This window comes from Cupriavidus sp. 05L411, from assembly GCF_056398045.1.
On sequence record NZ_JBFTOQ010000058.1, the window covers coordinates 1 to 23,197 of the forward strand.

The following is a 23,197-nucleotide window of genomic DNA, read 5'->3' on the forward strand; positions in this document are numbered from 1 at the left end:
ATTCTTCCACCGCGCCCACCCCACCACGAAACCATCACGGCGTGACATATCGTGACACTTTGCACCGGTACCGGCAGATGGATGAATGAGCAGGGATGCCGCTACCGAGCAGCCTCACCACGAAACCAGCGCCATCCGCAGGATCGTGGCCACTCAATCCGGTAACGGCATGAGGCCATTAGAACCCGGGGCCTGACGACGAAACCATTGGGCTGCGCAACCCCAATAAGCCAGCCTCCTGCAAGGATCGCTTTCTCTTGGTTACTTCTCTTTACGAGTAAAGAGAAGTGACATCTCACACGTTCCAAAACGGCCAACCCCGTACAGCCGCGACAGCAGCTAGAAGCAATAAAACCCCGCCCACCCACGCTCGTCTGCGCCAGCAGCTAGAAGCCTCAACCCAGCCCCATACCCCATACCCCATCACCCCTCCCGCAACCGATACTTGAGAATCTTGCCCGCCGCGCTGATCGGCAACGTCTGCACAAACACCACCTCCCGCGGCACCTTGTAATTAGCCATATGCCGGCGCGCCCAGTCGATCAGCTCATCAGCGCCAACCTTGCTACCGTGCCGCAGCACCACAAAGGCCTTGCCTGCCTCGCCGAGGCGCTCGTGCGCAACGCCCACCACCGCCACCTGCGCGATCGCCGGATGCGATACCAGCAGCTTCTCGATCTCGGCCGGATAGCAATTAAAGCCACCGACGATAAACATGTCCTTGATGCGGTCGGTGATGCGCAGGTTGCCACGCGCGTCGAGCGTGCCGATATCTCCCGTGCGCAGCCAGCCGCCCGCATCGATCGCTTCGGCGGTGGCCTCCGGTAGCTGGAAGTAGCCGCGCATCACGTTGTAGCCGCGCACCGCCACCTCCCCGGGCTCTCCTGCCGGCATTGGCTGGCCGGCGCTATCCACGCAGCGCAGCTCGACACCGGGCATGGCGCGGCCCGACGTCAGCGCCACGATATCGGCGTCGTCTCCGGCGCGGGTCAGCGTGGCAAAGCCGCACGACTCGGTCAGGCCGTAGCCAGTGAAGATGTCGCGAAAGCCCAGCTCGCGCCGCATGCGCTGGATCAGCACGGGCGGGATCGCCGACGCGCCGGTCACCGCGACGCGTAGCGAGGACAGGTCGAACTCGCGCAGGCGCGGATTGTTCAGCAGTGTCTGGTACAGCGTCGGCGGGCCGGGCAGCACCGTGATGCGCTCGTTCTCGACGCGGGTCATCACCGCCTCGGCATCGAACACCAGGTGCGGCAGGATAGTAGCGCCGCTGACCAGCGCCGCCAGCCACCCGGCCTTGTAGCCAAAGGTGTGGAAGAAGGGATTGACGATCAGGTAGCGGTCACCGGCCTCCACGCCGGTGATCGAGGCCCAGCCATGGATGGCCTGCAGATTCTGCGCATGCGCGGTCATCACGCCTTTCGGGCGGCCCGTGGTGCCCGAGGTGAACATGATGTCCATCAGGGTGTCACCGGTTACGGCACGCTCGCACGCACGAAAATCCGCCTCGCTGGTCTGCGGCGCCAGGGCCAGGAAGTCTGCCCATACAAGCTCATCCGGCGCCATCTGCCGCCCCGCGCACCCGCGCACCACCACCACGCGCTCCAGCGTGGCGGGCCGGTGCGGCGCCAGCATTTCCGGATAGCTCTCGCCGAGGAAGTCGTCGATGCAGAACAGCACCCGCGCGCCGCTGTCGGCCAGGATTGCGCCGGTCTCCATGCCCTTCATGCGGGTATTGATGGGCACCAGCGCCGCCCCGATGCTGTGCGTGGCCAGGGCGGCGACGATCCATTCCGACAGGTTGGGCGCCCAGACGGCGACCCGGTCGCCAGGCAACACGCCGAGCGCGAGCAGCGCCCGTCCCGCCTGCGCGCGCAGCGCGTCCAGCACCGTGAAGCTGAGCCGCAGCCCGTCCTCCTGGATGGCGATGCGCGCACCATGGCGCGCGGCGGCTGTGCGTACCAGTTCCGGGATGGTGGCGGGAACGGCCTGCCCCGCGCTGGCGGCGTCGGCCAACCCCTGGGCGGTGTCGATGGTGTCGGTTGTCATCATGTCAGTCGGGAAATTTCAGGTGCAGTTCGCTGCCGGCCGCGCGGGCCTGGCAGGCCAGGGTCCAGCCGGCCTCGCGGTCGGCGGTGTCGAGCACGTGGTTCTCGCCCAGCGTCGCCTCGCCGTGCGTCACCTGGCACATGCAGGCGCCGCACAGGCCGGAGCGGCAGGAATTCGGGGCGCTAATGCCGGCGCGCAGCATGGCGTCGAGCACGGTTTCGCCGGCCCGGGCGTCGAGCCGGTGGCGTACGCCATCCAGTTCCACTTCCAGTGCGGCGGGCGAGCAAGCTGGCGGCGTCTCGTCCTTGGCCAGCGCTGCGGCGAGCGGCGGCGCGCCGAAGCGCTCCACGTGAATCCGCTCGCGTGCCACGCCAAGGGCCTGCAAGGCGGTCTGCGCACCGTCCATGAACGGCCCCGGCCCGCAGATAAAACAGTCTGCGTGGCCCCACGGCGAGGCCAGCGCTTCGAGCTGGGCCTGCGAGGGCGGCCCCTGCACGCTGTCCAGCCAGTGGATCACGCGCAGCCTGTGCGCGTGGCGCGCGGCCAGTTCGCGCAGCGCATCGCGGAAGATCACGCTGCGTTCGTCGCGGTTGGCATAAATCAGCGTGACGTTGCCGCCGCCATGGCGCAGCGCGGCCTTGGCGATCGACAGCACCGGCGTGATGCCGCTGCCGCCGGCGAACAGCAGCAGGTCGCCATCGAGGCTGCGCGGCGTGAACACGCCCGCGGGCGGCATCACGTCAACCGTGTCGCCGGCCCCGAGCCGGTCACAGATCCAGTTGGATACGCGACCGCCGCGCACGCGCTTGATCGTCACTCGCAGCGCGCTGTCAACCTGGGGGCTGCTGGACAGCGAGTAGCAGCGCTGCTGCGCGGCGCCCTCCAGCGGCACCTTGAGTGTCAGGAACTGGCCCGGCCGGTAGGAGAAGGTATCGCGCAGTCCTTCGGGCAGCTCGAACACCAGCGAGCTTGCCTCGTCGGTCTCGGCCACCACCTGGGCGATGCGCAGCGGGTGGAATTGCGCTTGCACCATGATGTCTGCGATCAGGCTATGCCCATGATGGTCTGCGCATTGTCGATGCGCAGCTCGGCGCCGTTGACGTAGCGCGACTCATCGGAGGCCAGGAACAGCACCAGGTTTGCCACGTCGCCGGGCAGGCACATGCGTTGCATCGGATCGCCGCCCGCCTGCTCATGGGTGGCCGAGGCGTCGGCCGCGCCTTGCATCAGGGCAGCCGTCATGGGCGTCAGGATGCCGTCCGGATGCACGGAGTTGCAGCGGATCTTGTAGCCGCGCTGCTTGCAGTAGGCCGCCACGCTGCGGGTGAGCGCGGTGACCGCACCCTTGCTGGCGCTGTAGGCGCAGAACATGCTCATGCCGCCCAGGGCCGCCACCGAAGACATATTCACGATGACCCCGCCGTTCTCCTTCATCGCGCCCACGCCATACTTGCAGCCCAGGAAATAGCCATCGGCATTGATGCGCATGATGCGCTGCCATTGCTCCAGCGTGGTGTCCTCCACCGAGCCCAGCGCCAGCACCGCGGCGTTGTTGACCAGCACGCCCGGCGTGCCAAAGCGGTCCTGGGTGCGCTTCATGACCTGCTGCCAGCCAGCTTCACTGGCGATATCGTGAGGCACGAAGATGGCGGCGTCGCCGATCTCGCGCGCCACGGCGTGGCCGGCCTCCTCGTTCAGGTCGGTCAGCACCACGCGCGCGCCCTCGCGCGCCAGCAGCAAGGCGTCTTCCTTGCCGACGCCGCTGGCGGCGCCGGTGACGATGGCGATCTTTCCTTCAACTCGGTTGCTCATGGCTTGTCTCCTTGATGTGTTCGTCGGTGTCTTCATTGCGGCCCGGCTGGTCCGCCAGGGCCGCCAGGGCTACGAGGTGGCGCCCGGCATTGCGCCCCGACCAGATACAGTCGGCGAGCGATAGGCCGCTCACATAGTGATTCGAAGCGATGCCGACCGCCGTGCGGCCGACCGCGTACAGGCCCGGGATCGGCGCCGCCTGGGCGCCGGATCCTTCCGCCAGCACCTGGCCGCACGCCTCGTCCACGCGCAGGCCGCCGAGGGTGATGGCGGGACAGGGAAAGGTGCGGCTATGCGCGGAAATATCGATGGCCAGGTAGGGCCCGCGTTCCAGCGATGCGCACATCGCCGCGGATTTCCCAGTGGGGTCGGGCTGCTCGCCGCGCGCCGCCGCGTTATATGCAGCCAGCGTCGCCAGCAATGCCGCACGCGGCATGCCCAGCTTGTCGGCCAGCAATGCGACACTCGGCGCACGCGTGGCGCCAAACAGCATCAGCATGATGGCGGGCACGCGCTGAAAGGCCCAAAGGCGTCCGGTCACGCAATCGCGCAGGGCCGCGCGCGCCAGCCCGGCGTTCAGGATCAGCCAGGCACGGCCGCCGTGCTCCTCGCACATGGCGTGGCCCAGCCGCGCGCCGTAGACTTCCTCGTTGCCGATGCGCGCGCCTTGCGCGTCGACCACGCAGCCGCGCGCCCAGTCGAACGGCGGATTGATGAAGCGCCATGCGGAAACGCGCTCCAGGTGGCGCGCCGCCGCCCCGACAGACAGACCAAGGCGAATCCCGCTGCCATCGCAGCCGGTGGTGCCCAGGCGCCAGTTGCGGCTGTACTTGGGGGCGTGCGCGGCCACCATGGCCGGGTTGAAGATAAAGCCGCCGGTGGCCAGCACCACGGCGCCGGCGCGCACTGCATAGGGCTGCGCGAAATGCGCTTCCAGTTGCGTCACGCGCCGGCGCAAGGCATCGGCCAGCGCCGGGGAAAGATTGTGCAGGCGCTCGGCCCAGCGCGCCAGGCGGGCATGCCGGCGTTGCAGGCGGCCGGGTGGCAGGCGCCGGAGTTCCACGCCAATGACCGCGCCCTGGCCATCGACAATCAGGCGGCGCGCCGCGGCATGGCGCATCACGTCCACCCCGGCCTGCGCCAGCACCGCGCGCCGCAGCACGCCGTACAGCGCGTGACCGGACATGCCACTGCCCTTGCAGCGATGGCCGCGCGGCGCCGGTTCGGCATGCCGCGCGTAGTCCGCCACGGTCTCGTTGCCCGAGTAGTAGAGGTAATAGTCCTGCGCGGGATATGAGGTCTTGCGCGGCGGCACGGTGGCGGCAAAGCCCGCGCCCAACTGCTCCAGCCAGGCGATCATGCCGGTGCTGCGCTCGCAGAATGCCTGCAGCGTGCCATCGCCGACGGCGTCGCCAACTTCCTGCCGAAGGTAAGCCGCCATGGCCTCGGGCGTGTCACGGTAACCGGCGGCCTGCTGGTATGGCGTGCCGCCGCCGGCATACACCACACCGCCGCTCCTGGCGCTGGCGCCGCCACCTTCGAAGCGCTCGGCCACGATCACGCCGAGCCTGCCCCGAGCGGCTTCGAGCGCCGCGCAGGCGCCGGCGGCGCCGAAGCCGATCACAGCCACGTCGCAGCGGGCATCCCACCGGCAGGCACCCGGGTCGGCAACGACCAGCGGCGGCAATACCGCGTTGACCCCGCCGGAGGCGGGATCGGGAACGACGGCGTTGGCGGTCATGGCGCAGGCTCCGGCACTTGGCTCACCTCACGCCGCCCGCAGGCTGGCCAGCGGCGCCGAGGTGGAGTAGGCGCCATCCACATAGACCAGCGGCGCCACTTCGCCTGCCAGCCGGACTTCGCGCAGGCGGCCGATGAAGACGGCATGGGTGCCGTAGTCGAAACGGCCATCCTGTTCGCAGATCAGGTTTGCCTGGGCATCCCGCAGGTAGGGCACGCCCAGCGGGTCGGCCTCCCACTGGCCCGTGGTAAAGCGGTCCTCGCCCTTGAGCCGGCCACTGCAATCGACAGCAATGTCGCGATGATCGGCCGCCAACAGGTTGACGCAGAAATCCACCCCGGCATTGAGGGCCGGGTAGATCGAGGCATTGCGATGGATGCAGATCAGCAGCGAAGGCGGGTCCGCGGACAGCGAATCGACCGCGGTGACCGACATCGAATAGCGGCGCTCGCCCTCGCGGCAACTGACCACCGCAACCGAGCGCGCCATGCGGCGCATTGCCATCAGCATATCGTCGCGCAGCGACGGGGGAATATTCTGGTTCATCATGCCTCCTGCTTGTGTGATGCACGGCGCGGCAGCCGCATCGCGCCGCGTCATGGTGTTAGTCCGCTCTGCCCGGCCGCTGCGCCCGCCAGCACATCGGCGGCGATCAGGCCGAAGGTCATGGCCGGCCCGATCGTGGAGCCCGCGCCCGGATAGCTGGCGCCCATCATCGAGGCGCTGGTATTGCCGATGGCGAACAGTCCGTCGATGGGCGAGCCGTCCTCGCGCAGCACGCGGGCGCTGGCGTCGGTCGCCAGCCCGCCCTTGGTGCCGATATCGCCAGCGTCGATGCGCACCGCGTAGAACGGCGCGCGGCCGATCGGCGCCAGGCACGGGTTGGGACGGACCTGGCTGTCGCCGTAGTAGGTATCGAAGACGTTGTCGCCCTTGCCGAAGTCTTCGTCCACCCCGCGCGCTGCGAATCCGTTCATGCGCTCGACGGTGTGCGCCAGGCCGCCGGGGGCGATGCCGGCGAGCCGCGCCAGCGCGTCGAGCGAATCGGCGCGCAGCAGGACGTCCGCAAAGGCGGCCGGGATACGGCGGTCCGGCATGACCGAGCCGGGCAGGATCGGCCCGCAGGGATACTTGCGGCGGAAGGTCGCATCGAACACCAGCCACGCCGGCACGCTGCAGCCAGTCTGCGCGTGGTCGCGGTACATCGCGGGCACGAACTCGGAGTACGGCGCGGCCTCGTTGACGAAGCGCCTGCCCTGCCCGTTGACGACGATGCAGCCGGGCAAGGCACGCTCGACAAAGATCGCGCGCTGCTTTTCCTCGCCGCTGACCTTCACCGTTGGCGCGCCCCATACATGCGACATCAGCTCCAGTGCCGCGCCCGCGCGCTGCGCGGCCTGGATGCCGTCGCCGGTGTTGTGCGGCGGCGTGGCGCTCCACTCGGCCCGGCTGGGATGCGGCAGGTATTGCTCGCGCATGGCCTGGTTCCGCTCGAAGCCGCCCGCGGCCAGGATCACGCCGCGCCGGGCTTCGATGCGTACCTGTGCGCCATTGCGCCGCGCCAGCACGCCGGTGACGCGCGCCGCGCCGCCTGGCTCCTCCATCAGCAGGTCTTCCAGCGCGGTATCGAGCCACAGCGGAATGCCGCGCGCCATCATGGCGTGGCGCAAGCCGCCCACGAGGCTGTTGCCGAGCGTGAGCCGGCGGTCGCGCGCGGTGCGGCGGCGCCAGCCGAGATCCAGCCAATAGCGCCCGAACTGCCGGGCCGCCACGCCCAGCCAGCCCCGGCTCTTGCTCAGCATGGCGTGGGCCTCGGCGGAGGTCACCGCCACCCGGCCCGCCACCAGCGTCCCCGGCGAAGGCGGCCGCAGCCGCGCGAACTCCTCGCCCAGCAGCGCGCCATCGAACGGCATCGGATCCAGCGCGCGATATCCGGGCAGCGCGCCCGGCAAGCGCTGGAAGTAGTCGGCGTAGCGCGGCAGCGAGTAGTAACGCACCCCGGTGCGCTGCTCCAGGTAGGCAAGCATGCGCGGGCCGTGCTCCAGGTAGGCGTGCAGCTTGGCGGGGGTGGAGCGCCCTTCGGTGCACGCTTCGAGATAGGTCAGCGCGGCGTCGTAGCTGTCGCTGCCGCCTGCTTCTTCGATATGGTGGTTGAGCGGGATCCAGATCCCGCCACCGGACACCGCCGAGGTGCCGCCGTACTGGCCGCTCTTTTCCAGCACCACCACGGACAGGCCGCGATCCGCCGCGCGGCAGGCTGCCAGCATGCCGCCCGCGCCGGAGCCGACCACCACCACATCAAATACCCCGGTGCTGCCTGCCTGCCCTGCGCCCTGGTTCATGTTCCTCTCCACGCCTGCCTCAGATAAAGAAATCGGTGTTGGCGCGGCCCATCATCACGCCGCCCAGGTTCTGGCCGAAGCGATCCACGTTGTTGGCGTAGTGGGCGCGCGCCGCGTGCAGGTCGAGGAAGCGCCGTACCAGTGGATTGCTGACGTAGATGCCATTGCCGCCGGCATAGCGCAACAGGCTGTCGGCGAGTTGCGCGCAACGCTGGGCCACCTGCGACGACTGGTAGCGGAAATGCAGGCGGCGTGCGGTATCGAGCTGCTCGCCCCGCTGCGCCGTTGCCATCAGCTCGTCGAAATTGCGGCGCAGGATGGTGCGCATCTCATCGATGCCGGCCGCCGCATTGGCGCAGGCCAGCTGGGCGCCGCCGTCCTCGGCCGTCCTGCCGCCGCTGTTGGCGCTGACCCGGCCATCGGCATAAGCGATGAAATCGTCCAGCCCGCCTTCCAGCGCGCCGATGCAGGCCGTGCAGACGGCACGCACGAAGATCTGGGCGAACGGCAGCTGGTACAGCGGTGCCTGGTTGAGGGACAAGCCCGGGCTGGTGCCCTTGGCGCCGTCGATGGCGCTGTGGGTGCGGTAGGCCGGCACGAACACGTCATCCACCACGATATCGTGGCTGCCGGTGGCGCGCAGGCCCAGCACATCCCAGTTGCGCACGATGGTGTAGTCGCTGCGCGGCAGCAGGAAGGTGCGGTACTCGGGCGCGGCGCCGGCCTGCTGCGGCGGCACCAGGCCGCCGAGGAAGATCCAGTCGCACAGTTCGCTGCCGCTGGAGAACTTCCAGTGCCCGGAGAAGCGGAAGCCGCCGTCCACCGGCACCACCTTGCCCACCGGCATATAGGTCGAGGCGATCAGGGTGGCGTTGTCCGCGCCCCAGACGTCCTGCTGGGCCTTGCCGTCGAACAAGGCGAACTGCCAGTTGTGCACGCCCACCACGCCATAGACCCAGGCGGTGGACATGCAGCCCTTGGCCAGGGCCATTTGGATGTCGAAGAAGGTCTGCGGGTCCAGTTCATAGCCACCGTAGCGGCGCGGCTGCAAGACCTTGAAGAAGCCCGCGGCCTGCATGTCGGCCACGGTTTCGGCCGGGATGCGCGATTGCGCCTCGGCCTGGCCGGCGCGCTGCGCCAGCGCCGGGATCATTTCGTGCGCGCGGCCGATCAGTTCGGCCGCCAGTCCTTCGGGGTAGTTGTCTCGATGCACCGCGATCTCCTCTTGCCGGCCACCGGGCCGGTCTTGTCGTGCCTTCATGCTGCCATCGCCGCTGCCCCGCGCCATCGTCCGAGGAGACTAGTCACGCAGCGGCGATGGTCCGATGGCCCGCTCAGGCGAGCGCGCGCAGTTTGCGGCCCTGGGCGCGGAAGTGCGGGATCACGTGCTCGCCGATATTGCGGATGGTTTCGAGCTGGGCCCATTGCGGCACCGTGCCCATCTGGCAGATGAACAGGATCTCGTCGGCCCCGGCGTCGATCAGGCGCTGCACATAGCCGATGCAGTCCTCCACCGTGCCGTAGGCATGGTTGGGATTGAGCATCATCATCGACGGATCGCTGAAATCCACCGTGACCTTCTCCGAGGCGAAGCTGGTCTTGATCACGGCCTTGCCCTGCGCGTCCTGGTCGGTGATGTTGTCCACATCCCAGCCATCGGGATTGGGACGCTCGCCGCCGGCATACCAGTACGCCAGCGACTCCATGAAGTAGCGCTGCCCCTTGATGCCGATCTTGCGCGCCGCCACACCGTCTTCCAGCACGATGGTCGGGCACAGGGCGGCAAGATGCTGGTGAGGACGGAAACCAACCTGTTCCTTCGCCTGGCGCGTCTCGTAGGCTTCGCGATAGATTGCATTCTTCTTCGCCACGTCTTCCGGGCCGCCAAAGCCGAGCACCAGCGCGCCCATGCCGCGCGCGCCGGCGCGCTTGAGCGTTTCGGCGTTGGTGCAGGCCAGGTACATCAGCGGGTGGGGATCCTGGCGTGGCTTGGGATGGATGGGGCGGCGCGGGATCTTGATGAACTCACCATCGTGCTCGATCTCGTCCTGGGTAAGGATCTTCGGGATCAGGTACATCGCCTCGTCGATCATCGGGTGCAAGGTTTCGAGGTCGTAGCCAAAGGTGCCTGCCTCCTGCTGCGTACCGCCCTTACCCACGCCGAAGTGCACGCGCCCGCCGGAGAGAATGTCGAGCGTGGCCACGCGCTCGGCCACCTTGACCGGATGGTTCATCGCCGGCGGCAGGCAGACCACGCCGTGACCGATGCCGATGCGGCGCGTGCGCCCGGCCACGAAGGCCAGGAAGGTCTCCGGCGCGCTCATGTGCGCGTAGTTGGTCAGCGCCGTGTGCTCCACCGCCCAGACGACATCGAAACCCATGTCCTCGGCGAGCTCCACCTGCTCCATGATTTCGTCGAACACCTTGTGGTCGCCGGCGCGCGACGCGTCGACAGTCTGCGCTTCGTAGATCAGCGAAAATCGCATTGCAATCCCCTTCCTTTGCATTTGGTTTTCAGGCCATCGGCCGGAAGCGCCGCCGCGTTGTCGTGGCGGGCGGCGCCATCGCCGGCACCGTCATTGCTGGCCTGCGTGACTGCAGTGTGTGCGGCTGGGGAAAGTGCTGCATCGTCTGATTGGATTATGCGCAGCGGCACCGTGTCCCTATCATGTCCGGGACCACTCACCACCTGCACATGGATACGCCATCATGAAGATTCCTCCGCCGACTCCTCCGCTTCGCCAGACGCTGCTGGCCGCCCTGCCGACAGGCACCGCCGCACCCGCCCGCGCGCTCGACATCCTGCTGCCCGACGACGACGGTGATCAAGCGCTCAATATCCGTGCCGTCTGCCGCCAGGCGGCGGCAGCCCGCTGACAAGGAGCGCCAGCATGCAATCGAACCTCTTTCTTTACCCGGTGGACGATATCGATGCCGCCCTGCCATTCTTCGAGCAGGGCCTGGGCCTGGCGGTGAAATTTCGCGATGGCGGGCGCTATTGCGCGCTGGACGCCGGCCCCATCACGGTAGCGCTGGTGGCCGGCGAGGAGCGGCTGGTCTCTCAGCCCGCGCTGGCATTCCGGCTGGAAGCCGGCGAGGATATCGCCGCGGCGATCGAGCGCCTGCTGGAGGGCGGCGCGCGCATCGCGCAGCCGCTCGCCAGCGGCCCGCACGAGCTGCGCGCGGTACTGACCACGCCGCAGGGATTCCCGCTGGTGGTTAGCGCCAAGCCCGCCAGGCCGGCGGGCTAGCACGCTTTAGCCGAGCGCCACCACGCTGCTGAGCAGCATGCGCACCAGCGTGGCCTGCCGGGTCACGCCGGTCTTGGAGAAGATGGCGCGCAGGTGCGCGCGCGCCGTATTCTTGCTGATGCCGAGCTCCTCGGCCGCCTCTTCCAGCGCGAGGCCGTTGGCCAACTGCAGTGCGAGCTGGGTTTCCGCCGGCGTGAAATCGAACAGCTTGCGCACCACCTCGTGCGAGGCCTGCGACTTGCGCTCCGGGTCGCGAATGAAGATCACGCACGAAGGCCGGCGCTTGTTGTCTTCCGACCACTCGCTCAGCGGAATCGTGCGGATCAGCACGCCCAGCTTCGCGTTGCCCGAAGGCCGCGTGATCGACATCGCCTCCATCACCGCCGGCGCGGTGCCGATATGGCCCATGATGGCCTGGCGCAGCAGGCGCTGGAACTGGCGGTTCTCCTGCGCGTACTCGACATCCAGCGAGCCCCTGGCAATACGGATGCCGTCCTTGTCGGCAAGGATTTCGTCCGCGGCCGAATTGGTCCGCATGATGGCACCGGTCTCATCGAGTATCGCCATGCCGACCAGCATGCGGTCGATGGCGCTGGCGTACAGGGTGCGCTCCGACTCCACCACATCCATGCGCGAGTGCAGATCGACCGCGCGCCGCAGGTGCGGCAGCAGCACCATGCAAATGGCTTTGTCCGCTTCCGAGAAGTCCGGCGCGTCGACGTTGCGGCAGACACGGAGTCGGCATTCCACGCCATCGTCGGTGCGGATGTCCGCGCCCATCATATAGCGCACGCCTAGCGGCTTGAGGAACTGCTGGTACAGGTCGCTGTTGCACCACGCGCTGGTGCCAATCTGCTCGTCGATCGTCACCACCCGGTCCGCGGGCAGGTCGACGAAGGGATCCATCGCGTAGTAGTAGTTGTTGTACATGGTCTCGCCGGGCAAGGTGTTGCCGCCCTCCTCGCTGGCATGCACCATCAGGCCCGCGCGGTCGCTTGCCGGCGAGCGCAGGATCAGCGTGACGAAGTTCGCACGCAGGTGGGTGCGGATGAGTTCCAGCGCCTTGCTCCATGGCACCTGCTCCATGGCCCCCTGGTAGATCTTGCCAAGCAGCGTGCTGAGATCCGCCAGCGAGAGCGCCACCGGCGCGTAGCAAAGCGCCGCTTCCTGGCTGTGGCTTGCCTCCATCAACATACCTCTTGTCTCCCGTTATCCACGCCAGGCTCTGCGGCCGGCGTTCGCCATGACAGGGGCGCTGCGCGCCCCGGCGGTTCCCGATTATATGGATCGCCACTGCGCCGGTGGCGGCATTGTGCGTCATGGTTTGCACCTATTCGCGCGCCATGTGATGCCGCCGCTTGCGGACAGGTCAGACCTTACCCTCCTGGCGCACGCTCACATACCGCAAACGGACTAGGCAACACCCCTCTCAGGACAATCCCTGAGCCTTGCCGGCGCCTGGCTCCTCATTCAAACAGACGATGCGAAGGCCCGGCCGCGCCGGTAGAAATGGGCAAACGCAATCCAGCGCGCCATCCATTCCAACCACTTCGCGAGGAGACCTGCCATGGCGGCAAACGAGACCGGAAAGACCGCAGTGATCACAGGCGCCGGCGGCGGCATAGGCGAGGCCCTGGCCCACGCGCTCGCCGCGCAGGGTGTGGCGCTGGTGCTGGCCGACAAGGATGCCGAAGCGCTGCGGCGCGTGCACGGCGAACTGACACACCACCCGCAAACGATAGGGACATTGCAAACCGATGTGGCGCAGGCTGCCCAGGTCGAGCAGCTTTGTGCGCGCAGCTTCGAGCTGCTCGGCCGGGTCGACCTGCTCTTCAACAATGCCGGCGTGCTGGCGACCGGTGCCTGCTGGGAGCTGGATGCCGCCGTGTTCGAGCGCGTGCTGAACGTCAACCTGTGGAGCGTCATCCACAGCTTGCGCGTCTTCGTGCCTCGCATGGCGGCACAAGGCAGCGGGCATATCGTCAACATCGCCTCGATGGCGGGTCTTGCCGTGGGCCCCTGGCTTGCGCCCTATACCGTGTCCAAGCAGGGCGTGGTGGCGTTGAGCGAAGGGCTGGCGATGGAGCTGCAGGCGGCGGGCCTGCCGCTCAAGGTATCGGTGGCATGCCCAGGCCCGGTGGCCACCGGCATTGCGCTCGACCTGCCGGCCGGCGCGCAAAGCGGCGTCGGCGGCATGAACCAGGCGCTACAGGCGAGCATCGCGCAGGGCATGCCAGCGGCCCGGCACATCCTCGACGGCGTGGCCGCTGGCGATTTCTGGATCCTGCCGCACGCCGAAGCCGCCGCCGCCGCGCAAGCGCGCGCCAACGGCATCGCGAGCGGCAGGGCACCGGCCTTCGCCTTCTGAAGCGCCTGCCTGGCCCGCACCCCTGCACTTCCTCCCGTCCGCATCAGGAAAAACCAATGCAATTCGACCCGCAAGTCCGCGCCCTGCTCAACGCCATGGCGCAGTTCCCGCCACTCGACTTCACCACCATCACACCGCAGGCCTACCGCGCCGTGCTGGCCGCGCACCCCGCGTTCGCGCCGGGCGATGCGGTCGCGGAAGAACGCGAGCTGAGCGTGGCCGGCGCCGCCGGCCCCTTGCCCGCCCGCCTCTACCGGCCGCATGGCGACGGCCCCTGGCCGCTCACGGTGTTCTTCCACGGCGGTGGCTTCGTCACCTGCGGAATCGATACACACCACAATATCTGCCGCTCGCTAGCGAACCGCGCGGGCACCCTGGTGCTGTCGGTCGGCTACCGGCTGGCGCCGGAGGCACGCTTTCCGGCAGCTGCCGACGATGCCTGCGCGGCACTGCGCTGGAGCGCGGCGCACGCCGCCGAACTGGGCGCGCTGCCGGACAGGCTGGCTGTCGCCGGCGACAGCGCGGGCGGCAATCTGGCCGCGGTTGCGTGCCAGCAATTGCGTGGCAGCGTGGCGCTGCGCCACCAGTTGCTGCTTTATCCCTACCTGGATTGCGCGGATGAATCCGGCAGCTGGCGCACCTTCGCACAAGGCTGCTTCCTGACCGAGGACATGTTGCGCTGGTATGCCCGCCACTATTTCCCCGAGCCACCCGACCCGCGCCATGCCGTCGATGTGCGCGCCAGCCCGCTGCGCGAGCGCGAACTGGCGGGCGTGGCACCGGCCACCATCATCACCGCCGAATTCGACCCCCTGCGCGACCAGGGAGAGGCCTACGCCGCCGCCATGCAGCGCGCCGGCGTGGACAGCGCCCTGCACTGCTGGCCAGGGCAGATTCACGGCTTCATGAGCATGCAGGGCTTGCTGGAGGCAGCCGACGCGGCGCTCGACCTGGCGGCGGCCGCCTTGCACGCCGCCTTTGCCGACGAGCGGGAGGCGGCATGAGCGCCGCACCGATCGGCGACGTGCTGCGCGCCATCGCCACCGGCCAGCGGGTCTTGGTCATCGAGGACGACACCGCACAAGCCAGCGGCTGCGTGCTGGTTGCGGCGGACAAGGTCAGCGAGGCCGACGTCAATTTCATGGCAGCGCATGCGCGCGGCCTGGTCTGCCTGGCCATCACCGAATCCAGGCGGCGGCGGCTGAGCTTACCGATGATGGCGGGCGCAGGCAAACAGCGCGAGCCGTTCACCGTGTCGATCGAAGCGGTGGATGGCGTCTCCACCGGTATCTCCGCGGCCGACCGCGCGCTGACAATGCGCGTGGCCAGCGCCGCGCATGCGAGCGCCGGTCACCTGGTCCAGCCGGGCCACGTCTTTCCCATCGTGGCGCAACCCGACGGCGTGCTGCGCCGCGCCGGCTTTGCCGAAGCCTGCTCGGATCTGCCAAGGCTGGCCGGGCGCGAGGCCGCGGGCGCCTACACGATGTTGCTGGACGATGCCGGCGAGTTGCTGCGCGGCGCCGCGCTGCTGGCCTTCGCCCGCGAGCACGGCCTGACGGTCTGCGCGATCAGCGACCTGATCCATCATCGCCTGCTGGTGGAAGGCGCGCTGCGCCGCAGCCAGAGCAGCCGGCTGGCCACGCCTTTTGGTGAGTTCGCGGTGCATGCGTACTACGACGCGCCCCTCGACGCGGTGCACCTTGCACTGGTGCTGGGCCGGCCGGAGCCGGGCAAGCCGGTGCTGACGCGCGTGCAGACGGTGGAGACCTTGCGCGATGTGCTCGCGTTCGAGCCAGCGCAAAACCAGGCAGAGTTCGCGACGGGCTGGAACCTGGCACGTTCGCTGGCGCGCATCGGCACGGAGGGCTGCGGCATCCTGGTCTTGCTGGCCGAACGCGAGCCGCCTCACCAGCTACTCGAACAAGTCTCGCGCCTGGGTCAAGACAAGGGACAGCCCGCGCCGCCGTCGTTCGCGCAGCGCGCGCTGGGCGTGGGGGCGCAGATCCTGCGAGACCAGGGTGCGCGCAAGCTGCGGCTGCTGAGCCAGCCGGTGCCCTATCGCAATATCGCGGGATTCGAGCTGGAGGTCACCGAGTTCGTGCCGCCGGCCTGAGCCAGTGCGGCTATCTCCCGCGCCAGCCGTCTCGCCGCGTCGCGCAGCACATTGTCCTGCGCGGCGGCGTAACCGATCACCAGCGCTGGCGGCATTGCCCGCGCCCGGCAGAACTCGCCCAAGCCCTGCAGCGTCAGCTTCGCGCCGGCGCAGGCTTGCACCACATCGTGCTCGCTGATGCCGTCCGGCAACCACAACACGAAATGAAACCCGGCGTGCTCCCCGCTGACACGCAGGTGCTCGCCCAACACCGCGCGCAGTTCCGCCAGCACGATGTCGCGGCGGCGCAGGTACACGCTCCGGGAGACGCGCAGGTGGCGAGACAGCGCACCGGAGCGGATAAAGGACACCAGCGCTAGCTGCTCAACCAGGCTGTTGGAGCGCCCGGTGGTAGCGCGCAACTGGCACAGCGCGGGCCGCAAGGCGTCGGGCATCACCACGTAGCCAATGCGCAGCGACGCATAGAGGCTCTTGTTGAAACTGCCGCAGTGGATCACGCGATCAGCATGATCCAGCGCCTTGAGCGCCGGCAGCGGCGCGCGGCTGTAGTTGAACTCGCTGTCGTAGTCGTCCTCCAGGACCCAGGCGTCGTGCGCCTTTGCCCAGTCGAGCAAGGCCAGCCGCCGGCTCACGGACATCGTCAGGCCCAGCGGCGCCTGGTGGGCGGGCGTGACATACACCAGCGCCGCATCCTTATGCCGGCGAATGCCATCCATCGAGATGCCCTCCTCATCGACCGCCACCGGCGAGATGCACGGCGAGGACAAGCTGAAGAGCGGTACCGCCGACAGATAGGCCGGATCCTCCAGCAGCACGCGGCCCTGCTCGCGCAACACCACGCGGGCAGCCAGGTCGATGGCTTGCCGGATGCCGGTCACGATCATCAGTTGCCCGGCGTCGCACCGGATGCCGCGGGTCGCCCGCAGGTAGGCGGCGATTTCCCCGCGCAGGGCGAGGTCGCCGCAGGGATCGTCGTCGCCTAGTTGTTGGGCGGACAACGACCGCAGTACGCGGCTCACATGGCTTCGCCATTCGTCGAGTGGAAACAAGGCGGGATCGGCCAGGCGGGCCACGAACGGCAGGCCCGCCACGACGCGCGTCGACGCCGCCACGGCTGTCGGGGGAGCAATGGACTGCGCCCCGGGGTGGCTGATTTCCTGCAGCGAGAACTCTTCAGGCAGCCTGGCGCTCACGCGCGAGCCCGAGCCGACCCGGCTCGATATATACCCCTCCAGCCGCAACTGATCGAATGCCAGTTCCACGATCCCCCGCGACACCGCCCAACGCGCCGCGAGCGAACGGGTGGACGCGAGCCTGGCGCCGCGCTGCAGGCTGCCACCGAGAATGGCCTGGCGGATGTTGCGATACACCCAGGCCTGCTTGGCCTCTCCCGCGTTCCTTGGCAGCACCGCCAGGTCCAGCACTTCGGCATCGCGCATCTTTGGCATAAATGGCCCAATTAAAAAATCAGTTTTCGGCACTTTTAATTGTACCAATCTGGCGCGATAGTCCAGGCGAACCCACTCACCGAAATGTCATGGATCCCTTCGCCACGCTGCATCAACCCATTGGTGTCTTCGACGCCGGCATCGGCAGCTATGCCGCCGTACGGCTCCTGCAGGAGCGCTTCCCCAACCAGGACCTGATCTATCTCGCCGACCGCGCCAGCTTTCCCTACGGCGGCAAAACCAGGCAGGCCTTGCTGGAGGTCACGGCGCAAGCCGTGCAACGCCTGCAGGGCCTGGGCGCGAGCGCCATCCTGATGGCGTCCAATGCGCCTTCGGTCACCGTGCTGGAGGATTTGCGCCGCACCGCCAGCGTGCCGCTATTTGGCGTGGTGCCGCCGGTTGCCGAGGCCCTGGCGCTGTCGAAGTCCGGACAGATCGGCGTGTTGGGCGTGCGCTCGATGGTGCAGAGCCCCGAGCTTGGCGCGTATATCGCCGCGGCCAGCCGGGGGCGCGGGCAAGCATTTTCGTTCAACGCCTCCGCCCTGGTCGACCTGGTGGAGTCAGGTGCATTCCTGACCGATCCCGCGCGCACCACCGCGCAAGTCGACGTCTTCGTGCGTGCAATTCTCGCCACGCAACCTGAGATTGATGTCTTCACGTTGTCGTCCACGCACCTGCCCTGGCTCGATGCCTACTTCCAGCGGCTGTTTCCCGGCAAGGCCTTCGTCGATCCGGTGCGCGCCTCGATCGAAGCGCTCGAGTGCCTGACGACAACCGGCACAGGCCGGGTCGTTTGTGCTGTCACGGAAAACCCCACGCATACCGCATCGGCATTCCGTTCGATGCTGGCCGCCATGCGCATCGACCTGCAACCCGTCGTCCTTGGAGGACTGCAATGAAATCCTGTTCACCGCTTTACCATCCAATGCGCCGGGCCTTGCTCACCGTCTTGCTGGCCGCGACGAGCCTCGCGGCCCAAGCCGAGGCGTTCCCCGCCAGGCCAATCACGCTGGTGGTGCCCTTTCCCGCTGGCGGCACGACCGACTACGTGGCCAGGGTGGTCGCTGACCGGCTCGGGCAGCGGCTGGGCAAGGCCATCGTCATCGATAACAAGCCAGGCGCCGGCGGCAGCATCGGCATGGGGTTCGTGGCGCGCAGCGCTGCCGACGGGTACACGCTGGGCATGGCCACGGTCAGCACGCACGTGGTCAATCCCGCCTGCAACGCGCACCTTCCCTACGATGCGGACAAGAGCTTGCGGCCGATCACCAACCTGGCGAATACGGCGAACGTGCTGACGGTCAGGCGGGATTTCGCGGCAAGCGATGCACGGGCGCTGCTCGACATGATCCAGCGCAGCCCGGGCAAATTGTCGTTCGCCAGCACCGGCACTTGCAGCGGCACGCACATCATGGCCGAGCAGTTCCAGGTGGCTACCGGCACCAGTCTCGTCCACGTGCCTTACAAAGGCGCCGGCCCGGCACTCAACGACCTGATGGGCGGCCAGGTCAACATGATGTTCGACAACCTGCCCTCCTCCATGCCGTACATCAAGAGCGGCAAGTTGCGCGCGCTGGCGATTGCGTGGCCCAAGCGCCTGCCCGCGCTGCCGGACGTTCCCACTTTCGCGGAACTTGGGCTGAAGGCCGTGAATGACGGCGCGTGGTACGGCCTGGTGGCGCCGGCCGGCACCCCGGATGCCATCGTGCAGCGCATCCAGGYCGAAGTGGCCAAGGTACTGGCCGAGCCCGCACTGCAGGAGCGCTTGCGCGCGGCAGGCGCGGAGCCCGCCGGCAACACGCCCGAGCGCTTCGCCGCGGACATCCAGGCCGAACGCGGCAGGATCAAGGCCCTGGTGGCGAAGCAGGGCATCAAGCTGGAGAACTAGCCCTTGGCCGCAACTTCCGCATCCACCGCGGCAAACACTTCCTCCGCCATATGGAAGGCCGAGTTGGCTGCCGGCACGCCGCAATAGATCGCGGTCTGCAGCAGCACTTCCTTTACCTCGTCGCGGCTCACGTTGTTGTTGGCCGCGGCGCGCAGGTGCAACTTGAGCTCATCGGAGCGGTTGAGCGCCACCATCATGGCGATGGTGATCAGGCTGCGCGAATGGCGCGGCAAGCCTTCGCGCGTCCAGATCTCGCCCCATGCATAGCGCGTGATCAGGTTCTGGAACTCTTCGGTCAGCGGGTTGAGCTTGGCCAGCGAGCGATCCACGTGGGCGCTGCCCAGCACCGCGCGGCGCACGGCCAGGCCGGCCTGGTAGCGCTCGCCATCGTTGGCGGGGCGGCTGGCGGGTCGTTGCGCATCGCCGCCCAGGAAGTCCAGCAATGCCTCTGTGAAGCGCGCGGGCTGTTCGCGGTTGGACAAGTGGGCCGCTTCCAGTTCGAGATAACGCGCGCCCGGAATGGCGTCGGCCAGGGCGCGCCCTTCTGCCGCCGTGGTGGACGGGTCCGCGCTGCCGGCAATCACCAGCACCGGCACGGGAATCGTCTTGACCGCCTCGCGCAGGTCGGCGTCGCGCACCGCCGCGCAGTTGGCGGCATAGCCGCGCGCGTCCAGGCCGGTCAGCACCTTGCGCAGGTCGTCCAGCTGGTTGCCGGCGGCGCTGACGAAGGCTGGCGTGAACCAGCGCTGCAACGAGCCTTCCACCAGCGGCGCCATGCCGTCGCGCAGCACGCCTTCGATACGCGTGTTCCACGCATCGGGCGTGCCGATCTTGGGCGCGGTGTTGGCCAGCACGATGCGGGTGAAGCGCTGCGGCGCGTTCACGCCCAGCCACATGCCGGTGAGGCCGCCCATCGACAAGCCGCAGAAGGCGGCCTTCTGGATCTGCAAGGCATCCATCAGGGCGATGACGTCGCTGCCCAGTTCCGCCACGCTGCTCGGGCCCGGAGGCAATGCGGACTGGCCGTGGCCGCGGGTGTCGTAGCGCAGGATGCGGAATTGCTGGCCCAGCGCTTCGGCCTGCGGCGCCCACATGGTGTGGTCAGTGCCCAGCGAGTTGGAGAAGATGAGGACGGGCGCGGATGCCGGGCCTTCCAGTGTGTAGAAGAGGCGGTTGCCGGCGTGGGTGATAAAGGGCAAGGTGGTCTCCAGAGAATTCAGTTTGCGGTTCAGTTACGTGTTCTTCGTGTGTACTTGGTGTGTTCTTGGTGCGTTCTTGGCGTGTCCTTCAAGCGCCTGTGGCTGGGTTCCCGGGGCGCTCAATGCTGGCCAGCTTCCTGCCGCCAGGCCGCCAGGACCGCATCGACGAATCCCGCCGCCTGCCCGGCGTAATTAGCCGGATCGCAAACCCGGTCCAGCGCCGCCGCATCCATCAACCCCGCATGCGCTGCGTCCTCGGCCAGGGTCGCGCCCAGGGCTTCGCGCAATGTCGTGCCTTCGGCCACAGCCCGCCGGCAGGCGCCTTCCACCAGGTGATGCGCGGGCAGCCGGCCAATCTTGCCGCCGAGTTCCAGCATGGCGGCTTCCGCCAGGATCAGCCCGTGCGTCACACCCAGGTTGGCGCGCATGCGCGCGGCATCCACCTGCAATCCTCCCACCACTTCCAGCATCTGCCGCAATGCCCCTGCTGCCAGCGTGACGATTTGCGGCAAGGTATCCCATTCCGCCTGCCAGCCGCCCAGCGCGCGCTCGTGTTCCTGCACCATGCCGGCCAGCATGGTCGCCACCAGCGGCGGCACGCGCACGGCGGCGGTGAGCACGGCGGCGCAGCCGACCGGGTTGCGCTTGTGCGGCATGGTGCTGGAGCCGCCGCGCCCGGGGCCGGTGGGCTCCGCGACCTCGGCGACTTCCGTTTGCATCATCAGCGACACGTCGCGGGCGATCTTGCCCAGCGTGCCGGTGAGCATGCCGAGCGTGGTAGCTACCTCGACCATGCGGTCCCGGTAGGCATGCCAGGGCGTGGACGCCACCGCCAGCGAGAGCGCGCGGCCAAGTGCCGTTGCCACTGCCGGCGCCGCGGCGCCCAGGCTAGCCAGCGTGCCGGCGGCGCCGCCGAATTGCAGCGTGGCAGCCTGCGTGCGCGCGGCGTCGAGGCGGCGCAGGTCGCGGCGCAGGGCATCGAGCCAGCCGGCGGCCTTGAGGCCAAAGGTGGTGGGCAGCGCGTGCTGCAGCCAGGTGCGCGCCACCATCGGGGTGTCGCGGTGCTGCGTGGCGAGCGCCGCGCAGGCATGGCCAAGGGCCTTGAGATCGGCGTCGACCGCCTGCAAGGCTTCACGCAATTGCAGCACCATGCCGGTGTCGATCGCGTCCTGGCTGGTGGCGCCCCAGTGCACGTAGCGCGCGGCTTGCGCGTCGCGCGCGGCCACGCGGGCGGTGAGCTGCTTGACCAGAGGAATGGCAAGGTTGCCGCCTGCCACGGCGGCGGCGGCCAGCGCGTCGAAGTCGATCTCGCCGGCGCGGCAGGTGGCGGCGATCGCCTCGGCGGCGTGGGCGGGGATGACCCCGCAGCTGGCTTCGGCGCGCGCCAGCGCGGCTTCAAAATCGAGCATGCGCCGCACGGTTGCCGTATCGGAGAAAGCAGCCAGCGTGGCGGCGCTGCCGAACATCGGGTCGGTCAGTCGGGATGAAGTCGGCATCGAAAGAGGTTCGCATCGGCATGGAAAAACCCCAGCGCCGGGCCACGATGGGTCCGGCGCCGGGGCTTGGTTCAGCGCGGGCGCGCTGGCAATGGCTGCGCGCGGGATCAGATGTCGAAGAAGACCGTCTCGTCCTGGCCTTGCAGCACTACCTGCCATTGCAGCCTGCCTGCGCCAGCCTGCTGCGCCACCAGCGTGTGGCGGCGCGCGGCGGGCACCTGCGACAACGCCCAGTCGCGTGCGTTGGCCTGCGCTTCGTCCGGGAAGTATAGGCGCGTGGACAAGTGCTTGAGCAGGCCGCGCATGAACAGCGAGACGACGATATGCGGCGCCTGCGGCTGGCCGTCGGGACCGGGCACGGGGCCTGGCTTGACGGTGACGAAGCGGAAGCTGCCGTCGGGCCCGGTCGGCAGCCGGCCAAAACCGGTGAAGCCAGGCACCAGCGCCGTCTCGGCGCCGTCGCGCGCGTCGTCGGGGTGGCGGTAGCGGCCGGCCGGGTTGGCTTGCCAGATTTCGACCATGCCGTCGGGCACGGGATCGCCCTTGCCGTCGATCACGCGGCCTTCGATCACGATGCGCTCGCCCGTCAGCTCACTCGCCTCGGCGGTCAGGTCGGCGCGGTCAAGGCCGGACAGGCCGATATGCAGGTAGGGTCCAACGGTCTGGGATGCGGTGGCGTACAACATGGCTTACTCCATCGGCGTGGCATCGCGGCCACGCAGCACGATATCGAAACGGTAGCCGAGCGCGTACTCGGGGACCGTGGTTTCCCAGTCGAAGGTGGACACCAGGCGATCACGCGCCTTGGCGTCGGGCACGCAATTGAAGATGGGATCGAAGGCGAGCAGCGGGTCGCCCGGGAAATACATCTGCGTCACCAGCCGCGTGGCATAGGCGTTGCCGAACAGCGAGAAATGGATATGCTGCGGCCGCCAGGCRTTGTGGTGGTTGCGCCAGGGATAGGCGCCAGGCTTGATGGTCTTGAACTGGTAACGGCCCTGCGCGTCGGTCACCGCGCGGCCTTCGCCGGTGAAATTGGGGTCGAGCGGCGCGTCGTGCTGGTCCCGCTTGTGCACGTAGCGGCCGGCGGCATTGGCCTGCCAGACCTCGATCAGCGCGTTCGGCACGGGACGGCCGTTTTCATCGAGCACGCGGCCGCTGACCAGGATGCGCTCACCGATGGGTTCCCCGGCGTGGCCGGCGGTGAGGTCGCTGTCGCCGTTGCGCACGAACTCGGCGCCGAACAGCGGGCCGGTGACCTCGGACAGGGTCTGGTTCAGCGCCACCAGCGGCTCGTTGGGCGAGCGCAGCGCCGTGGAACCGTAAGGGTCAAAGCGGTATTCCGGCTGGGTGTCCCAGTAGTGGCGGCGATATTGCGCCAGCCCTGGCGGCAGCTTGATGGGCGAGTCGGCCATGATACGTGTCTCCGTGGGGGTGGAATTTTCATTACTTTATTTGCAGTCACGGTGCATGTATATTGAGTTTTTTGA

General features: G+C 68.2%; 21 protein-coding genes. 7 read left to right on the forward strand and 14 right to left on the reverse strand.

The genetic code is table 11. The features are described from left to right. Positions 1–423: 423 nt before the first annotated feature. The 8 genes from AC1DQR_RS36020 to AC1DQR_RS36055 form a co-directional block, all read right to left on the reverse strand. The gene (locus AC1DQR_RS36020) at positions 424–2,052 is read right to left on the reverse strand and encodes a FadD3 family acyl-CoA ligase (protein ID WP_416053013.1); all 1,629 of its coding nucleotides are present in this window, start codon (positions 2,050–2,052) and stop codon (positions 424–426) included. A 1-nt stretch (position 2,053) separates the two neighbouring features. Next, entirely contained in the window at positions 2,054–3,082 is a 1,029-nt protein-coding gene (locus AC1DQR_RS36025) for a 2Fe-2S iron-sulfur cluster-binding protein (RefSeq protein ID WP_416053014.1), read from the reverse strand. Positions 3,083–3,093: 11 nt separating this feature from the next. Beyond that, positions 3,094–3,861 carry an SDR family oxidoreductase gene (locus tag AC1DQR_RS36030; RefSeq protein ID WP_416053015.1) on the reverse strand — a complete coding sequence of 256 codons (768 nt, stop codon included), beginning with the start codon at positions 3,859–3,861 and terminating at the stop codon, positions 3,094–3,096. Next, positions 3,845–5,602, reverse strand: a complete 1,758-nt coding sequence (locus AC1DQR_RS36035; protein WP_477134763.1) for an FAD-binding protein — start codon at positions 5,600–5,602, stop codon at positions 3,845–3,847. Before AC1DQR_RS36035 ends, AC1DQR_RS36030 begins: the two co-directional genes overlap by 17 nt. A gap of 27 nt (positions 5,603–5,629) precedes the next feature. Beyond that, entirely contained in the window at positions 5,630–6,148 is a 519-nt protein-coding gene (locus tag AC1DQR_RS36040) for a flavin reductase family protein (protein WP_416053288.1), read from the reverse strand. A gap of 50 nt (positions 6,149–6,198) precedes the next feature. Continuing rightward, entirely contained in the window at positions 6,199–7,944 is a 1,746-nt protein-coding gene (locus tag AC1DQR_RS36045) for an FAD-dependent oxidoreductase (RefSeq protein WP_416053017.1), read from the reverse strand. 19 nt (positions 7,945–7,963) lie between these two features. Continuing rightward, on the reverse strand, positions 7,964–9,157 hold the full coding sequence (locus tag AC1DQR_RS36050; RefSeq protein ID WP_477134769.1) for an acyl-CoA dehydrogenase family protein: 1,194 nt from the start codon (positions 9,155–9,157) through the stop codon (positions 7,964–7,966). 121 nt (positions 9,158–9,278) lie between these two features. Further along, positions 9,279–10,430 carry an LLM class flavin-dependent oxidoreductase gene (locus AC1DQR_RS36055; protein WP_416053018.1) on the reverse strand — a complete coding sequence of 384 codons (1,152 nt, stop codon included), beginning with the start codon at positions 10,428–10,430 and terminating at the stop codon, positions 9,279–9,281. 223 nt (positions 10,431–10,653) lie between these two features. Between AC1DQR_RS36055 and AC1DQR_RS36060 the strand changes: the two genes are divergently transcribed. After that, on the forward strand, positions 10,654–10,821 hold the full coding sequence (locus AC1DQR_RS36060; RefSeq protein ID WP_416053019.1) for a hypothetical protein: 168 nt from the start codon (positions 10,654–10,656) through the stop codon (positions 10,819–10,821). Positions 10,822–10,835: 14 nt separating this feature from the next. Next, the gene (locus AC1DQR_RS36065; RefSeq protein WP_416053020.1) at positions 10,836–11,195 is read left to right on the forward strand and encodes a VOC family protein; all 360 of its coding nucleotides are present in this window, start codon (positions 10,836–10,838) and stop codon (positions 11,193–11,195) included. A 6-nt stretch (positions 11,196–11,201) separates the two neighbouring features. On the opposite strand, the gene AC1DQR_RS36070 is transcribed toward AC1DQR_RS36065, so the two are convergent. After that, positions 11,202–12,389 carry a helix-turn-helix transcriptional regulator gene (locus tag AC1DQR_RS36070; RefSeq protein WP_416053021.1) on the reverse strand — a complete coding sequence of 396 codons (1,188 nt, stop codon included), beginning with the start codon at positions 12,387–12,389 and terminating at the stop codon, positions 11,202–11,204. Between the two features lie 373 nt (positions 12,390–12,762). On the opposite strand from AC1DQR_RS36070, the gene AC1DQR_RS36075 reads away from it, so the two are divergent. The 3 genes from AC1DQR_RS36075 to AC1DQR_RS36085 are packed head-to-tail and all read left to right on the forward strand — an operon-like array spanning position 12,763 to position 15,676. Continuing rightward, the gene (locus AC1DQR_RS36075) at positions 12,763–13,563 is read left to right on the forward strand and encodes an SDR family NAD(P)-dependent oxidoreductase (protein WP_477134764.1); all 801 of its coding nucleotides are present in this window, start codon (positions 12,763–12,765) and stop codon (positions 13,561–13,563) included. A 56-nt stretch (positions 13,564–13,619) separates the two neighbouring features. Next, complete coding sequence (locus AC1DQR_RS36080) at positions 13,620–14,567, forward strand: alpha/beta hydrolase (protein ID WP_416053023.1); 948 nt, start codon at positions 13,620–13,622, stop codon at positions 14,565–14,567. Next, positions 14,564–15,676, forward strand: coding sequence for a 3,4-dihydroxy-2-butanone-4-phosphate synthase (locus AC1DQR_RS36085; RefSeq protein ID WP_416053024.1), 1,113 nt, complete (start codon positions 14,564–14,566; stop codon positions 15,674–15,676). Before AC1DQR_RS36080 ends, AC1DQR_RS36085 begins: the two co-directional genes overlap by 4 nt. On the opposite strand, the gene pdxR is transcribed toward AC1DQR_RS36085, so the two are convergent. Then, on the reverse strand, positions 15,619–17,124 hold the full coding sequence (gene pdxR, locus AC1DQR_RS36090) for a MocR-like pyridoxine biosynthesis transcription factor PdxR (RefSeq protein WP_416053025.1): 1,506 nt from the start codon (positions 17,122–17,124) through the stop codon (positions 15,619–15,621). The two genes, AC1DQR_RS36085 and pdxR, sit on opposite strands and share 58 nt — an antisense overlap. Positions 17,125–17,213: 89 nt before the next feature. Between pdxR and AC1DQR_RS36095 the strand changes: the two genes are divergently transcribed. Then, entirely contained in the window at positions 17,214–18,023 is an 810-nt protein-coding gene (locus tag AC1DQR_RS36095) for a glutamate racemase (RefSeq protein ID WP_416053026.1), read from the forward strand. Then, positions 18,020–19,012: a Bug family tripartite tricarboxylate transporter substrate binding protein gene (locus AC1DQR_RS36100; protein ID WP_477134765.1), complete on the forward strand. Its 993-nt coding sequence runs from the start codon at positions 18,020–18,022 to the stop codon at positions 19,010–19,012. The genes AC1DQR_RS36095 and AC1DQR_RS36100 overlap by 4 nt, the downstream gene beginning before the upstream one ends. Here the strand turns inward: AC1DQR_RS36100 and pcaDC are convergent. The 4 genes from pcaDC to pcaH all read right to left on the reverse strand — a co-directional run bounded on the left by pcaDC (position 19,009) and on the right by pcaH (position 23,122). Then, positions 19,009–20,211, reverse strand: a complete 1,203-nt coding sequence (gene pcaDC / locus AC1DQR_RS36105; protein WP_416053027.1) for a bifunctional 3-oxoadipate enol-lactonase/4-carboxymuconolactone decarboxylase PcaDC — start codon at positions 20,209–20,211, stop codon at positions 19,009–19,011. The two genes, AC1DQR_RS36100 and pcaDC, sit on opposite strands and share 4 nt — an antisense overlap. 119 nt (positions 20,212–20,330) lie before the next feature. Continuing rightward, on the reverse strand, positions 20,331–21,707 hold the full coding sequence (locus tag AC1DQR_RS36110; RefSeq protein ID WP_477134766.1) for a 3-carboxy-cis,cis-muconate cycloisomerase: 1,377 nt from the start codon (positions 21,705–21,707) through the stop codon (positions 20,331–20,333). A 107-nt stretch (positions 21,708–21,814) separates the two neighbouring features. Next, positions 21,815–22,393, reverse strand: coding sequence for a protocatechuate 3,4-dioxygenase subunit alpha (gene pcaG, locus AC1DQR_RS36115; protein ID WP_416053029.1), 579 nt, complete (start codon positions 22,391–22,393; stop codon positions 21,815–21,817). Between the two features lie 3 nt (positions 22,394–22,396). Continuing rightward, entirely contained in the window at positions 22,397–23,122 is a 726-nt protein-coding gene (gene pcaH / locus AC1DQR_RS36120) for a protocatechuate 3,4-dioxygenase subunit beta (RefSeq protein ID WP_043355917.1), read from the reverse strand. Positions 23,123–23,197: the final 75 nt, after the last annotated feature.